The sequence below is a fragment of the Variovorax sp. J22G73 genome (assembly GCF_030317035.1).
GTDB lineage: Bacteria > Pseudomonadota > Gammaproteobacteria > Burkholderiales > Burkholderiaceae_C > Variovorax.
Genome location: NZ_JASZYK010000004.1, coordinates 621,090 through 636,223, shown reverse-complemented (window position 1 = coordinate 636,223; position 15,134 = coordinate 621,090). Strand labels below are relative to the sequence as shown.

Annotated in this window: 14 protein-coding genes and 1 rRNA gene; 5 read left to right on the top strand and 10 right to left on the bottom strand. The window is 66.1% G+C overall.

The features are described from left to right. Window positions 1-124: 124 nt before the first annotated feature. Window positions 125-237: ribosomal RNA gene (gene rrf, locus QTI51_RS19495) — 5S ribosomal RNA — on the top strand. A gap of 96 nt (window positions 238-333) precedes the next feature. Here rrf and QTI51_RS19490 read toward each other — a convergent pair. From QTI51_RS19490 to hppD, 5 genes are all read right to left on the bottom strand, one after another. Then, on the bottom strand, window positions 334-1,269 hold the full coding sequence (locus tag QTI51_RS19490) for an MBL fold metallo-hydrolase (protein WP_116909617.1): 936 nt from the start codon (window positions 1,267-1,269) through the stop codon (window positions 334-336). After that, complete coding sequence (locus tag QTI51_RS19485; protein ID WP_116909616.1) at window positions 1,270-2,961, bottom strand: AMP-binding protein; 1,692 nt, start codon at window positions 2,959-2,961, stop codon at window positions 1,270-1,272. Window positions 2,962-3,086: 125 nt separating this feature from the next. Beyond that, entirely contained in the window at window positions 3,087-3,974 is an 888-nt protein-coding gene (gene phhA / locus QTI51_RS19480; protein ID WP_286515993.1) for a phenylalanine 4-monooxygenase, read from the bottom strand. A 26-nt stretch (window positions 3,975-4,000) separates the two neighbouring features. After that, window positions 4,001-4,825 carry a transporter substrate-binding domain-containing protein gene (locus tag QTI51_RS19475; protein ID WP_116909614.1) on the bottom strand — a complete coding sequence of 275 codons (825 nt, stop codon included), beginning with the start codon at window positions 4,823-4,825 and terminating at the stop codon, window positions 4,001-4,003. 40 nt (window positions 4,826-4,865) lie between these two features. Further along, complete coding sequence (gene hppD, locus QTI51_RS19470) at window positions 4,866-5,993, bottom strand: 4-hydroxyphenylpyruvate dioxygenase (protein WP_116909613.1); 1,128 nt, start codon at window positions 5,991-5,993, stop codon at window positions 4,866-4,868. 160 nt (window positions 5,994-6,153) lie between these two features. Here hppD and QTI51_RS19465 point away from each other — a divergent pair, with 160 nt between their 5' ends. From QTI51_RS19465 to lnt, 4 genes are all read left to right on the top strand, one after another. Next, window positions 6,154-6,627 (top strand): Lrp/AsnC family transcriptional regulator, encoded by a 474-nt coding sequence (locus tag QTI51_RS19465; RefSeq protein WP_116909612.1) that lies wholly within the window; start codon window positions 6,154-6,156, stop codon window positions 6,625-6,627. A 108-nt stretch (window positions 6,628-6,735) separates the two neighbouring features. Then, window positions 6,736-7,464: a GNAT family N-acetyltransferase gene (locus QTI51_RS19460; RefSeq protein WP_116909611.1), complete on the top strand. Its 729-nt coding sequence runs from the start codon at window positions 6,736-6,738 to the stop codon at window positions 7,462-7,464. Between the two features lie 134 nt (window positions 7,465-7,598). Continuing rightward, window positions 7,599-8,477 (top strand): CorC family transporter, encoded by an 879-nt coding sequence (locus QTI51_RS19455; protein WP_116909610.1) that lies wholly within the window; start codon window positions 7,599-7,601, stop codon window positions 8,475-8,477. Next, a complete protein-coding gene (gene lnt, locus QTI51_RS19450) occupies window positions 8,477-10,051 on the top strand; it encodes an apolipoprotein N-acyltransferase (protein WP_116909609.1) in 1,575 nt (524 codons plus the stop codon). Before QTI51_RS19455 ends, lnt begins: the two co-directional genes overlap by 1 nt. A 3-nt stretch (window positions 10,052-10,054) precedes the next feature. Here lnt and QTI51_RS19445 read toward each other — a convergent pair whose 3' ends face one another. From QTI51_RS19445 to QTI51_RS19425, 5 genes are all read right to left on the bottom strand, one after another. Further along, the gene (locus QTI51_RS19445) at window positions 10,055-11,434 is read right to left on the bottom strand and encodes an FAD-binding oxidoreductase (RefSeq protein WP_116909608.1); all 1,380 of its coding nucleotides are present in this window, start codon (window positions 11,432-11,434) and stop codon (window positions 10,055-10,057) included. An 8-nt stretch (window positions 11,435-11,442) separates the two neighbouring features. Further along, window positions 11,443-12,279, bottom strand: a complete 837-nt coding sequence (locus QTI51_RS19440; RefSeq protein WP_116909607.1) for an ABC transporter permease — start codon at window positions 12,277-12,279, stop codon at window positions 11,443-11,445. Then, window positions 12,276-13,112: an ABC transporter ATP-binding protein gene (locus QTI51_RS19435; protein WP_116909606.1), complete on the bottom strand. Its 837-nt coding sequence runs from the start codon at window positions 13,110-13,112 to the stop codon at window positions 12,276-12,278. The genes QTI51_RS19440 and QTI51_RS19435 overlap by 4 nt, the downstream gene beginning before the upstream one ends. A 79-nt stretch (window positions 13,113-13,191) precedes the next feature. Beyond that, entirely contained in the window at window positions 13,192-14,175 is a 984-nt protein-coding gene (locus tag QTI51_RS19430; RefSeq protein WP_116909605.1) for an ABC transporter substrate-binding protein, read from the bottom strand. An 86-nt stretch (window positions 14,176-14,261) separates the two neighbouring features. Continuing rightward, window positions 14,262-15,125, bottom strand: coding sequence for a creatininase family protein (locus QTI51_RS19425; protein ID WP_116909604.1), 864 nt, complete (start codon window positions 15,123-15,125; stop codon window positions 14,262-14,264). Window positions 15,126-15,134: the final 9 nt, after the last annotated feature.

Here is a 15,134-nt window from a genome sequence, read left to right as displayed (position 1 = left end):
TGATCAAAATACAGATCAAGGTGTTATGCCAAGTTGACGCATTCAAAATAATTCGCCAAAAGCTGATTCCAAACTCTATGAATTCGTCTGCCTGATCAATCGATCACGCAGACAACCCTTTATGCCTGATGACCATAGCGAGTTGGTACCACTCCTTCCCATCCCGAACAGGACAGTGAAACGACTCAGCGCCGATGATAGTGCGGGTTCCCGTGTGAAAGTAGGTCATCGTCAGGCTCTTACAGCCCAGAAAACCCCAGTCAGAATTGACTGGGGTTTTTTGCTTTGCGCGTCAGATAACTCAAGCGCAAGCGAGCAATTGGCTCGCCAAATTCAGACGTTGCGAATAAACGCGCGATCCATTGATGCGGCCCCAGACGCAATCAACTCGCTCAAGATATCGCCGGTCAATCGATCCAACTCGACATCCGCAAAGAAGCGCGAGCGGATGTTCGCCAAATAGGGCGTGCCCCTCAGCCAGCGCTCCCATTCGTCGACGCCGATCGCCTGCATCTCCAGCAGCTTGAACTTCATCAACACCTTGATGGCGTGACGCGCATGCTTCGCTGGATTGCGGCGCAGCCCATCGAGCCGGCGCCGCGCGATGGCCAGCGATTTATCGACGTCGCCAAAGACGGCCCCATGCCCGGGAACGATCTGCAGCGGTGCCAAGGTTTCGATCAAGTCCAGCGTCGCCGCCATGTCCGCAAAAGAAGGCTCACCTGCCAGCTCGGGAAACGCCACGCCGAATCCGTTTTCCCATAGCGCATCTGCTGAAATCAACGTACGCGAGGCGGGCTCGAAAAGAATCACAGAGTGAGTGTCGTGTCCTGGTGCCGCATGAACCTGCCATTGCCGATCTCCAAGCAGGCAATACGTCCCGGGTTTCAGCAAGCCGGTCAGCCCGAATCGCGGACACGTCTGCCCCGTCGCCACGAAACTCAGCGCTTCTTCATCCCAGCGTTCGACCAGCGCAGCTTCACCCGGTGGAATGTCGGTGCGAACACAGGGGTAGCGCGTCTGCAGCGCCGCATTCCCACCGCAGTGATCGCTGTGAAGGTGCGTATTCAGGATGCGATCCAGCGGTCGCTCCCCGAGCACCGACTCGATCAGCGCCACCGTCTGCTCCGCATGCGTCACATACCCGGTATCGACAACCGCCGTTTCTTCAGATCCCACAAACAAGACGTTGTTAGAAGAAAGCCACCCCCGCTCGAAAACGACAATGTTCGCCGGCAACCCGGCACTCGCACCAGAACGACCGCTCATTCAAGCGCCCGCGCTGACACGCAGTTCGCGCCGCAAGATTTTCCCGACATTGGTTTTCGGCAGCGAATCCCTGAACTCGATGTGCTTCGGCCGCTTGTAGCCGGTGAGTTGCGAGTGGCAATACTGCAGCACGGCATCTTCCGTCAGCGCGGGATCGCGCCGCACCACGAACACCTTGATCGCCTCGCCTTGCTTCTCGTCCGGCACGCCCACGGCCGCGCATTCGACGACACCTGGGCACAGCGAAATAACGTTTTCCAACTCATTCGGGAACACGTTGAACCCGCTCACCAGGATCATGTCCTTCTTGCGGTCGACGATGCGGCTGTAGCCATCGTCCTGCATCACGGCGATATCTCCTGTACGCATGAAGCCATCTGCCGTGAACGCCGCGGCGGTCTCGGCAGGCTGGTTGTAGTAGCCGGTCATTACGTTCGGCCCCTTGATGCAGAGTTCACCCGGCTGGCCGTTCGCCAGCGAGTGGCCGTCGTCGTCCTTGATGGCGATTTCGATGCTCGGCAGCGGGAGCCCGATGGTGCCGGTGAACGTCGTGTTCGACACCGGGTTGTTGGTGCCGATCGCGCAGGTCTCGCTCATGCCCCAGCCCTCGATCATCGGACAGCCGGTGGCCTCGAACCACTTGCGTGCCGTGCCTTCGGAGGCGGCCATGCCGCCTGCCTGAGAGACGAACAGCGTCGAGAAATCGATGGTCTTGAACTCCGGGTGCATCAGCAGCGCATTGAACAGCGTGTTCACCGCCGGCAGCATATGGAAGGGCCGCTTCTTCAGCACCGCGATGAACTTGTTGAAGTCGCGCGGGTTCGGAATCAGCGTCATGTGCGAGCCCTGGCGAATCACCAGCAGGCTGAGCGTCAACGCGAAGATGTGATACAGCGGCAGCGCCGCGATGCTGTTCACCTTGGCGAGATCCCCGGCGCGCGAGAGCGCCGGCGTGAACCAGGCCTCGGCCTGCAGCGTGGCCGCGACGATGTTGCGATGCGTCAGCACCGCGCCTTTCGACAAGCCTGTGGTGCCGCCCGTGTACTGCAGGAACGCGATCGAATCGAGCGTGCTCTGGTCCGGCCCGAGCGTGCGGCCGCGGCCCTCGGTGAGCGCCTGGTTGAACGGCGTGACCGTGCGGCCTTCGTCCAGCGGCAGCTTGTACGCTGGCACGATCTTCGCCAGGTGCCGCACCGCCGCGGTGATCCACGCGCCATACAGCCCGCCCAGCAGGTCGCCCATCGATGTCATGACCACGTGCTTGATCGGCGTGCGCTCGATGACCTTTTCCAGCGTCGACGCGAAGTTCTCCAGGATGACGATGGCCGTCGCGCCGGAGTCCTTCAGCTGGTGCTCCAGCTCGCGCGCCGTGTACAGCGGATTCACGTTCACGCAGGTGTAGCCCGCGCGCAGCACGCCGCACATGGTGACCGCGAACTGCGGAATGTTGGGCAGCATGATCGCCACGCGCGCGCCCGGCTCGAGGCCGCGCGACTGCAGCCAGGCGCCCAGTGCCTTCGACAGCGTGTCGAGCTCGCCGTAAGACATCCAGCGCTCCATGCACACCGAGAACGGCTTGTCGGCATGGCGCGCGAACGCCTCGTCGAACATGTGGGGCAAGGAACGGTATTGCTCGGGATGAATCTCGAGCGGTACGCCGGCCGGATAGTTGTGTTGCGTGGATGTCTGCATGCAAGCTCCTTTGGCGCGGATTGTGGGAGGCAGCATGCCTCCGCCGCCAGCGGGCTTGTCCTAGGAGGGGCGCAAAGGATGTCGCGCGCGCGATAGCCGCGCGGCGCGCATCTTTGCAAGCGCGATCAGGCCTTGCCTGATTCGCCCGGCAGCAGCACACCGGCCTCGATGTCGCTCTGGACCTCGAGCGCCGCGTACAGCGGCGCGAAGTCGGGCGCCGTCAGGTCGAACAGCTGCGCGAAGCTGTCGATCACGAAGTAGTTGGCCTGGTAGGTGTCGATCTTGTAGCGCGTGCGCATGGCGCGCAGCAGGTCCAGCGGCAGGCGGCGCGGCTCGTCGCTGAGCACCGCGTGCTTCAGCTCGCCCACCGAGCTCAGGATGCCCGCGCCGTAGGCGCGCAGGCCCTCGGGCTGGCGAATCAGGCCGAACTCCACCGTGTACCAGTACAGCCGCGACAGCTTCTCGCCGGCTCCCAGTTCATGCGCCTTGATGCCGCCCGCGCCGTAGCGCTGCACGTAGTCGGCGAAGGTCGGGTCGAACAGCATCGGCACATGGCCGAAGAGGTCGTGGAACACGTCGGGCTCGACGATGTAGTCGAACTCCTCGGGCTTGCGGATCCAGTCGGTCACCGGAAACTTGCGGTTCGCCAGCAGCGTGAAAAAGGGCAGCTCCGGAATCAGCCCCGGCACGGCGGCGATCTCCCAGCCCGTGGCGCGGTGCAGCCGGTCGTTGATTTCGTCGAAGCGCGGAATGCGGTCTTTCACGCCCAGCGACGGCAGCGCGTTGATGAAGGCGTCGCACGCCAGGCCGGGCAACTGCGCGGCCTGCCGCTCGTAGAGCCGCCGGTAGGTGTCATGGTCGGCTGGCGTGTAGCTGGCCCAGTCCTGCGGGCAGGTGTAGTCGGACAGCACGGTGCCGCCGCGCGAGTAGTCGCCGCGCGGCGGGCGATCCGAGGCGCCATACACGGCGGGCGTGACGGCGGAGGTGACAATGGCGGCGGCAGGGGAGTCCATGAGTGAAGCGATCGCTGGAAGAAGGGTTACTTGAGCCAGCGGTCCATGGTCCGCTGGAAGTCGCCGCCGGCTTGCTGCAGGTGCAGCCATTGGTCGACGTACGACTTGAAGGCCACGTCGTCGCGCGGCAGCATCCAGGCCATTTCGCCGTACTGCAGCGGCTTGTCGGGGTTGACTGCGCACAGGCCCGGCTTGAGCTTCTGCTGCGTGATTGCCTCGGCCGCCTCGGTGACGAACACGTCGGCGCGGTTGGCGAGGATCTCGTCGAAGATCGTCACGTTCTCGCCGTGCAGCGTCAGCCTGGCCTGCTTGAAATTGGCGCGGGCGAAGCGCTCGTTACTGCCGCCCGGGTTGAAGATGACGCGCACCGACGGCTGGTCGATGGCGGCCACGCTCTGGTACTTGGCCACGTCAGCGCAACGCGCGATGGGCGTCTTGCCGTTGACCATGTAGGGCGCGCTGAAAAAGGCGCGCTTCTGCCGGTCGGTGGTGACCGACACGCCACCCACGGCGATGTCGCACTTGCCCGCTGCCAAGTCGGGCAGCAGGTTGGCCCAGGTGGTCTTGATCCACTCGGGCTTGGCGCCCAGGCTCGTGCTGAAGCCGGTCATCAGGTCGACGTCGATGCCCTCGAAGGCGCCGTCCGTCTTCTGGAAGCTGAAGGGTTTGTAGTCGCCCGGGGTGCAGATGCGGAGCACGGCGGCTTTCTGCACCGCGTCGAGGTGGGAGCCCGCCACCAGCGGCACCGCCGACGGTGCCATGGGTGTCGCGGGCTGCATGGCGCAGCCCGAGAGAGCAGCGGCTGCAGCCGCGACGAGTGTCAGACCGATCGAAAACGTGCAGCTGCGCATGCCGGGCTCCTGGAGCAGTGGATAGGTGGGTTGCGAGCGCTTATTTTGCGGCGCTCAGCACGCCACGGCGCATCTGGTCGAGCTCGATGCTCTCGAACAGCGCCTTGAAGTTGCCGTTGCCGAAGCCGTCGTCGCCCTTGCGCTGGATGAACTCGAAGAAGATCGGGCCGAGCTGGTTCTCGCTGAAGATCTGCAGCAGCAGCGCGTCCTTCTTGCCATCGATCAGGATCTTGCGCTTCTGCAGTTCGGCCACGCTTTCGCCGTGCTCCGGAATGCGCTTGTCGACCAGTTCGTAGTACGTGTCGATGGTGTCCAGCAGCGTCACGCCCTTGGCGCGCAGTTCGTCGACGGTCGCGTACAGGTCGTCCGAGCCCATCGCGATGTGCTGGATGCCCTCGCCCTTGTACATGTCCAGGTACTCCTGGATCTGGCCGGCCTGCTCCTTGCCCTCTTCGTTGATCGGGATGCGGATCTTGCCGCAGGGGCTGGTCATGGCCTTGCTCTTCACGCCCGTGACCTGGCCTTCGATGTCGAAGTACTTGATCTCGCGGAAGTTGAAGAGCTTTTCGTAGAAGCCGGCCCAGACGTTCATGCGGCCGCGGTACACGTTGTGCGTCAGGTGGTCGATGTAGGTCAGGCCGTTGCCGAACGGCGAGAGCGCCTGTTCGGGCGCGACGCCGGGCAGCGCCTCGAAGTCGACGTCGTAGAAGCCGATGTTGCCGATGTCGCCAGGCTTGGCGCCGTTCTTGCCGGGCCAGCGGTCCACCAGGTAGATCAGGCTGTCGCCGATGCCCTTGATGGCGGGAATGTTCAGCTCGCCCGGGCCGGCCTTGTCGGCGAAGCCCCAGGCACCGAGCGAGGTGGCACGCTCGTAGGCCTGCTTGGCGTCCTGCACGCGGAAGGCGATGGCGCACACGCTCGGGCCGTGCTCGCGCGCGAATTTCTGCGCGAAGGAATCGGGCTCGGCGTTCAGGATGAAGTTGATCGTGCCCTGGCGGTACAGCAGCACGTTCTTGTGGCGGTGCTTGGCCACGGCGGTGAAGCCCATGCGCTCGAAGACCTTGCCCATGGCGACCGGATCGGGTGCCGCGTATTCGATGAATTCGAAGCCGTCGGTGCCCATGGGGTTGTCCCAGGGCGTGAAGGCGGGTGCGTCGGCTTGGCTCATGTGCGGTCTCCGAAAGAGTGGGGATTCGTTGAATGAATGGGGGCGCGATCTCGGGGCGAAACCGGCCGGTCATGCAATGTAGGGCGAACGGCTCTCAGGTTTTCTGCGTTTCCGGGCGCACATGCTGGCCTTGACGCAGTAAAACTGCAAAAATAGAAGAATGGAAGCACTGGACAAGATAGATCGGCTTATTTTGCGCACGCTGCAAGCAGACGGCCGCGCTACCTACGACCAGATCGCGGAGCAGGTGAGCCTGTCGCCCAGCGCGGTGCTGCGCCGGGTCAAGCGGCTCGAAGAGCACAAGGTCATCGACCGCTACGTGGCGCTGGTGCCGCCCGAGGCCGTGGGGCTGGGCCTGACCGCATACCTCAACGTGCGGCTCGAAAAGCACACCGAAAGCCACAAGCGCAACCCGATGGACCTCTTCCGCGCGAGCGTGCAGACCTGGCCCGAGGTGGTCGAGTGCGCGGCGTTGACCGGCGACATGGACTACCTGCTGCGCGTGGTGGTGGCCGACATGGCCCACTACAGCCGCTTCATCATGGACACCCTGCTCAAGCACCCCAGCGTGCAGGACTGCAAGACCAGCTTCGTGCTGGACCGTGTCAAGGCCACCACGGCTGTGCCGGTTTAGCCACACCCGGTTGCGCGAGCGCCACGCGATCCGGCATTGGGTCACGAATGCGTCTTGCAATTGACCCTGCATGCTTGTTGATTAAGGGAAAACCCTTACATTCGATGCATGCTCAACGCCAAGACCTTCCTCAAAGCGTCTCTAGGCCTCGGCTCTTTCCTCAAGGCGCCGATGGTTGAAACGCAACCGCGCGCCGCCAGCGCGCCTCAACCCGTGATGGTGCCGATCCGCTCGATCGGCCCGCGCGAGCGCGAGCGCATCGCCCGCCACCTGCTCGACCTGACCCCGCACGACCGCTACCTGCGCTTCGGCTACGCGGCGGCCGACGAACAGGTGCAGCGCTACGTCGACGGCCTCGACTTCGAGCGCGACGAGCTCTTCGGCATCTACAACCGACGCCTCGAACTGATCGCCATGTCGCACCTGGCCTTCGCGCCCGGCGACCAGCACAGCGACTGCGCCGAGTTCGGCGTCTCGGTGTCGGCGCACGCGCGTGGCCGCGGGTATGGCGCCCGCCTGTTCGAGCGCGCCGTGGTCGTGGCGCGCAACGAGGGCGTGGGCATGCTCTTCATTCATGCGCTGAGCGAGAACGCCGCCATGCTGAAGATCGCGCGCAACGCCGGCGCCACCGTGGTGCGCAGCGGCGCCGAGGCCGAGGCCCATCTGCAGCTGCCCAGCGCCACCTTCGACAGCCGCATGAGCGAGATCGCGTTGGAGCACTACGCCGCGGTTGACTTCGCGCTCAAGAGCCGCGCCAAGCAGTTCTGGTCGTTCCTGGCCAGCCTGCAGGAAGTGCGCAGCGGCATGCGCGCGGCACGGCGCAAATCGGGTTCCTGAGCCTCCGCGTTAGCGCGCCGCGTGGACTGGGCATGGCCCACGGGTGGCCCGCATGTGGCCTATAACGGCCGTGCGATAGAGGCTGTCATACGCAATCCGGTATCCTTGCGTCTCTTCAACTAAGCCCTCCCGCAGTGGCCGAACCTCACCCTGAACGCGCTCCCGTTGAACGGGAAGACAAGCGCGGCTTCCTCCAGAAGCTCGCCGAATTCATCCACCCCGGACCAGACTCGCGCGACGAGCTGATCGAAACCCTGGCGGACGCCGAGGACAACGAGGTGATCGGCGCCGAGTCGCGCGTGATGCTCGAAGGCGTGCTGCGCATGGCCGACATGACCGCCGGCGACGTCATGGTCGCCGCCCCGCGCATGGACACGGTGAACATCGACGCGCCCTACGACGCGTTGCTGCACCTGGTCATCGACACCGCTCACTCGCGCTTTCCGGTGTACGAGGGCGAAAAAGAAAACATCATCGGCATCCTGCTCGCGAAAGACCTGCTCAAGCTGCAGCGCGCGCCGGGCCTGAACATTCGCGCGTTGCTGCGCCCGGCCACCTTCGTGCCCGAGAGCAAGGGCCTGAACGACCTGCTGCGCGAGTTCCGCGGCAACCGCAACCACCTGGCCATCGTCATCGACGAGTTCGGCCGCGTGGCCGGCCTGATCACCATCGAGGACGTGCTCGAGCAGATCGTCGGCGAGATCGAGGACGAGTTCGACATCGCCGAGGACGAGGGCGACATCTTCGGCCTGGCCGACCACACCTACCGCGTCTCGGGCGACACGCCCATCGAGCGCGTGGCCGAGGCCTTCGGCATCGTGTTCGACGAAGAGCAGCTCAGCGAAGACTTCGACACCATCGGCGGGCTGATCGCGCACGAGATGGGCCACGTGCCCAAGCGCGGCGAGCACCACGCCATCGGCGGCTTCGACTTCGTGGTGCTGCACACCAAGGGCGGCGCGGTGCGCTGGTTCAAGGTGTCCCCGGCCCGCGGCGGCGACGCGGCCGACTGATGCGCGGCACGCCAGCCTCTTCTTCCGCCCACCTGTTCCGCCTGCTCGGCTTCGGCGCCGCAGGGCTCGCCCAGGCGCTGTCGATGGCGTCGCCCGTGGGCGGCAAGCCGCTGTGGTGGCTGCAACTGCTGTCGCTCGGCGCGCTGGTGTGGCTGCTCGACGGGTTGCGCGCGCAAGGTGCCGGCTGGCGCCGGGCCGGCCTGCATGGCTGGCTTTTTTCGACCGCCTGGCTCACCGGCAGCTTCTGGTGGCTCTTCATTTCCCTGCACACCTACGGCGGCTTGCCCGCGCCCTTGGCGGTCATCGCCGTGGTGGCGCTGGCCGCGGCGCTCGGGCTCTACTACGCGGCGGCTGCCGCCTGGTTCGTGGTGCGTGGACCGCAGGGCCGGGTAACGGGCGCGCTGGTGTTCGCTGCCTTGTGGACGCTCGCCGAACTCGTGCGCGGCAGCTGGTTCACGGGCTTCCCGTGGGGCGCGGGCGGCTACGCGCATGTCCAAGGGCCGCTGGCCGCGCTGGCCCCGTGGGTCGGCGTGTACGGCATCGGCGCGGCGGCGGCGCTGGTGGTGGCGCTGGTCGCGCTGCACCGGCCGGTTCGCGCCGTCGAGTGGGCGCAAGGCGTGGCGCTGATCGCGCTGGTGGTCGCCATGCCGCACCTCGTGCCTTCGCTGCGAAGCGATGTGCAAGGCGACAAGGGCGCCGCCGGCAAGCTCCAGGTCGCGCTGCTGCAGGGCAACATCCCGCAGGACGAGAAATTCATTCCGGGCGGCGGCATCGAGACTGCGCTGCGCTGGTACGGCGAACAGCTGCGCGACGCCAAGGCCTCGCTCGTGGTCACGCCCGAAACCGCCTTGCCGCTGCTTCCCCAGCAGCTTCCGCCCGGCTACCTCGAGGCCATCCAGGCGCGCTACAGCCAGGGCACGCAGGCGGCCATCGTCGGCCTGCCCATGACCGGCCTTGGCGGGCCGGGCACGTACAGCAACTCGGTGCTCGGCTTCCAGCCCGGCGCCGTGCAGGCCTACCGGTACAGCAAGCACCACCTCGTGCCCTTCGGCGAATTCATTCCCACGGGCTTTCGCTGGTTCATCCAGATGATGAACATCCCGTTGGGCGACTTCGAGCGCGGCGGCCTCGCGCAGGCGCCGTTCCTCTGGCAGGGCCAGCGCATCGCGCCCAACATCTGCTACGAAGACTTGTTCGGCGACGAGATCGGCGCCAACTTCAAGGACGAGGCCACGGCCCCCACCATCCTGCTGAACGTGAGCAACATCGCGTGGTTCGGCGACTCGGTGGCCATCGACGAGCACCTGTCCATCTCGCGCATGCGCGCGCTCGAGTTCGCACGGCCGATGGTGCGCGCCACCAACACCGGCGCCACCGTGGTCATCGACGCGCAAGGCCGCGTGACGCACGAGCTGCCGCGCCTCACGCGCGGCGTGCTGGAGGCCGACGTCGAAGGCCGCCGCGGCCTCACGCCCTATGCGCGCTGGGTGGCGCCCTTCGGGCTGTGGCCGCTGTGGATTCTGGCGATGGCCATCGTGGCCGCGGCCTTCGTGCTGGGCCGCCGCCGGCGCTGACGATCAGGCGTTCTCGGCGGTCTGCGCGGCCTTCACCGGCCAGTCGCGCAGCTTGCCCGGGTTCAGCAGCCCCAGCGGATCGAAGCGCTTCTTCACCTCGATGACCTCCGGCGGCAGCGGCCCGCCGGCCTTGCCGTCTTCCACGATGTTCACGTGCGGGTTGTTGATGTGCACGTTGTGCGCGCGGTGGATGTCGATGATCTCGTTCAGCCGCTCTTCCGTGCTGAAGCGCACCAGCTGCAGCCCGCTGCAGGTCAGCAGCCCCGCCACATTGCGCAGGAACTCGACGTGCATCATCACCTCGCCGCCCAGCAGCTTTTCCATCTCGATGATCTGCTCGACGTGCTTGCCCGGAATGAAGCCGCTCTGCAGGTAGGTGAGCGTGGGGTCGATCTTCAGCGCGTGCAGCGTCGTGTGGTTCCAGGTGAATTCCATCAGCGTGCGGTTGCTCTTCTGCACCTCGGCCGCCGTCTTGCGGTAGCCCACGGTGCCACCGTGCGCCTCCACCAGCAGCATCATGGCCGGCTCGTTCGACTCGGCCACCAGCGACAGCACCGTGTGGCAGCCCTTGGGCAAATGCGCCGCCAGCTGCGCCAGGTGCTCGCCGATGGGCGCCGCGAAGAAGGTAACGCCGCGCTTCACGATGCCCGGCGCGTTCGCGAGCTTGTCGGCGAAGTTCAGCGCGTTCTCGAAGCTGTCGAAAGTGACCAGCGTTTCCAGCCAGGGGTGCGCGGGCGCCAGCGCGATCTCCAGCTCCAGCACCAGCCCGTTGGTGCCCCACAGATGGTGCATGCGCATGGCGTCGGGGCCGCGCAGTTCCACCATCTGCGGCTCGGCCTCGATGGTCATCGCGCGAATGCCGATCACGTTGCCCGGCGCGCTCAGCGGCCCGTAGTTGAGGGAGCCCACGCCGCCGAAGCCGCCGCCGAAGAGCCCGCCCAGCGTCGCGCTGCGGTAGGTGGAAGGCACGCAGCGCATTTCCTGGCCCGTGGGCTTGGTCTGCTTCTCGAGCTCGCCCAGGCGGATGCCGGCCTGCGCGCGCGCCACGCCGGGCCGCACCCACAGGCAGGCGTTGTAGGCCGTCATGTCGAGCACCACGCCGCCGGCCAGCGGCGTGGTCTGGCCGTAGTTGCCGGTACCGCTGCCGCGGATGGTGATGGGCACGCCGCGGCGCGCGCAGGCACCGACCACCGAGCGGATTTCTTCTTCGGTGCGCGGGCGCACGACCACGTCGGCGCGCTTGTCCTTCAGCTGGCGCGTGAGCACCGGGCTGAACCAGGAGAAGTCTTGCGAAAGGCGCGTGACGCGGCCCTCGTCGGTGATCCAGTCGAGGTCGGGGAGTTCGAGCAGCAGCTGCTCGATGACGGAAGCGGGAGCGTTCATGGTTGGGTTCAATCCTGGGAAAGTTCGCTCGCATGCCACGAGCCCAGCGCCACCTTGGTGAGCCAGGCCATCAGCACGAAGAGCGCGACGCCGGTGAGGGAAATGAGCAGCAGGGCGGCGAACATGCGCGGAATGTTCAGCTGGAAGCCCGCCTGCAAAATTTGATACGCCAAGCCCGCGCCCGAGCCGCCTGTGCCGGCGACAAACTCCGCCACCACCGCACCGATGAGCGCCAGGCCGCTGGAAATGCGCAGCCCGCCGAAGAAGTACGGCAGCGCGCTCGGAATGCGCAGGCGCACCAGCTGTTGCCAGCGCGTGGCGCGGTTCAGCTTGAAGTAGCTCTGCAGGTCGGGGTCGATGCTGCGCAGCCCCAGCGTGGTGTTGCTGATGATGGGGAACAACGCCACCAGCGCCGCGCACACCGTCATGGCCGCCACCGGGTTCTTCACCCAGATGATGATCAGCGGCGCCACCGCCACGATGGGCGTCACCTGCAGCAGCACCGCGTACGGAAAGAGCGCGGTCTCGATGCGCTTGCTCTGCACGAACAAAAACGAGATCAGCACGCCCGCCACCGTGGCCAGCAGGAACGACAGCACGGTGATTTTCAGCGTGACCAGCAGCGCGTTGCCCAGCGGGCCCCAGTCGGTCACCAGCGTCTGCATCATCAGGTAGGGCGAGGGCACCAGGTAGGCGGGCAGCTCCATGGCGACCACCATCCATTGCCACAGCGCCACCAGCACCACGCCGATGAGCACCGGGTACAGCACGCGCTGCACGCGCGGCTGGGCCAGCAGCGGCGTGGGCGCCTTCTTCGTCGGCTTCTTCTGTTGCGTCGCGGTCATGGCGCAGCCTCCTCTTCGGTGGTGCTGGCGCGCAGCAGGCTGTCCTGCAGCTGCTTGGCGTAGCGCGCGAACTCGGGCGTGACCATGAAGTCGGCCTTGCGCGGATAGGGCTCGTCGATGCGGAACTGCTCCACCACGCGGCCCGGCCGCGCGGCCATCATCACCACGCGGCTCGACAGGAACACCGCCTCGTGGATGGAGTGCGTCACGAAGATCACCGTGAGCTTCTTCTTGCGCCACAGGTCGAGCAGGTCGGCGTCGAGCTTGTGGCGCGTGATTTCGTCGAGCGCGCCGAAGGGCTCGTCCATCAGCAGCAGGTCGGGCTGCGTGACCAGGCCACGCGCGATGGACACGCGCATCTGCATGCCGCCCGAGAGCGCGCGCGGCAGTGCGCTGGCAAACTTTTCGAGCCCTACCAGCGCGAGCGATTCGGTCACGCGCGCATCGGCCTCCTTGCGCGGCACGCCCGCCAGGTCCAGCGGCAGGCGCACGTTGGTCTGCACGCTGGCCCACGGCATCAGCGTGGCCGACTGGAACACGAAGGACATCTTTCGCGTGCTGTCCTGCAGCTGGCTCACGGGCTTGCGCCACACCAGCAGGCGGCCGTCGCTGGGTTCGAGCATGCCCGCCACCATCTTCAGCAGCGTGCTCTTGCCGCAACCCGAAGGGCCCAGCAGGGTGACGAATTCGCCCTCGGCGATGGACAGGTCCACCGGCAGCAGCGCCTGCGTGCCGTTGGGGTAGGTCTTTTCGGCCGAGAGTATTTCGACGGCGGGCACCGAGGGTGCGAGCTCCGGCGGTGGCGCCAGCGTGTGGGGTTCGATGCGATTCATGCTTGGGGCCTTTCGAGAACGGCCGCAACGCGCGGCCGCCTGGTTTCAGGGCTGAACAGGGTCCAGCGCGTCGAACGCGTCAGGGCAGGACCTTCGCGTCCTTCACGAACTCGGTCGTGTAGGTCTTGGCGAGTTCCACCTTGGCGGGGTCGAGCAGCTTCGCGCTCACCAGGAAGTCGTAGCTCGCCTTGGCGCGCGCATCGGTCATCACGCCGATGCCCAGCTTGGCGGCGTCGCCGCCGGTGATCATTCCCATCTCCTTCAGCTTGGCCACGCTGTAGGCGAGCTGGTCGTCGGTCATGTTGGGGTTGTCCTTCTTGATCAGCGCGTTGGCGGGCGCCGGGTCGGCCAGGTAGCTCTTCCAGCCTTCGGCCGAGGCCTTGACGAACGCGGCGACCTGCTTGTTGCGGTCCTTCAGCGTCTTTTCCATGCACGACACCGTGGTGGCGTAGGCCGGGAAGCCGTGGTCGCTGAACATCAGCACGGTGCTCTTCACGCCGGCCTTCTGGATGGCGTAGGGCTCGGAGGTGAGGTAGCCCTGCTGCGCGGTGTTCTTGTCGGCCACGAAGGGCTGGATGTTGAAGGTGTAGGGCCGCGTCTGTTCGTCGGTAAAGCCGAACTTGGTCTTCAGCCACGGCCAGTAGCCGCGTTGCGCCTGCGCGCCGATGAGCAGCGTCTTGCCCTTCAGGTCTTCGAACTTCTTCACGTCGTCGTGCGCGATGAGCACCTGCGGGTCCTTCTGGAAGAAGGCCGCCACGTTCACCACGGGCACGCCGCCTTCGCGCACCTGCATCATCTGGATGTCGCTCGAACCCATGATGCAGTCGGCCTGGCCGGCGGCCATCATCTGGGTGATGTTGACCTGCGGGCCGCCCATCTTGATGGTCACGTCCAGGCCGTACTTCTTGTAGATGCCCTGCGCCACGGCCTGGTAGAAGCCGCCGTGCTCGGCCTGCGCGTACCAGTTGGTCATGTAGGTGAACTTGTCCTCGGCCTGCGCGGGCGCGGCGGCGAGGAAGGCGATGGCGGCGGCGCCGGCCAGGGACAGAGCGAAGGAGCGCATGGAATGGACCTCTCGAGGGCTGGGTGAAGTGAAAAAAAGAAAACGGTGAAGGGGCCGATGCAAGAAGCAGGCGCGGCCGGTTCAGGTCAGGCCGGCGTGAAGCTCTGCTGGATGAAACCCTGCTGGTGGCCGCGCTCCCAGGTGGCTTCCTCGCGCACGACCCAGCGCAGCGCGTGGAGCTCGGTCAGCGCCTGCACCCAGCTGTCGGACAGCGTGTCCAGGATGGCCTCGCCCTGTTCGCGCGTGGCGGTGGTTGGGTCGCCGATGACGCCGCTGGGGCCGAAGTCGCGCGCCGTCCAGGCGCAGGCCGGGCGGCCGTCGGCCGACAGCAGCTTGATGGGGAAGGGCGGCGGAAAGTTGGCCACCGCGCGCTCCATGTGCACCGTCTCGGGCGCCAGCGCGAGCATCAGCGCGGTCTCGGAATGGCCGGCGTGCATCGCGAGCTTCTTTTCCTGCTCGCTCACCTGCTTGCTGGCCGCGCTCGGCAGGCGCGACACGCCGTGCGGCACGATCACGAAGTCGCCGTGGCGCAGGCGCAGCTCGCGCGCCGCCATTTCCAGCACCTGCGGCTGGCCGCCGTGGCCGTTGGCGAACAGCAGCTTGCGAAAGCCCGAGCGGTAGACCGACTCGCCGATCTCGATCACGGTCGACAGCAGCGTGGTGCCGGTGAGCGTCATGGTGCCCGGAAAGTGCAGGTGCTCTTCCGACTTGCCATAGGTGATGGTCGGCAGCGCGAAGGCGCGCACGTCGGCCGGCAGCTTTTCCAGCGCCTTGCCCATCACGCCCGAGCTGATCACGCTGTCGACCGAGCACGGCAGGTGCGGGCCGTGCTGCTCGATGGCGCCGCAGGGCAGCACGATGACGGTGTTCTCGCGGTCGGGCAGCGCGGCGATTTCGGTCCAGCTCAGGTAGGGCAGGAAGCGGTGGGGCGGGATGTAGCCGTGGAGCATGGGGTGTCC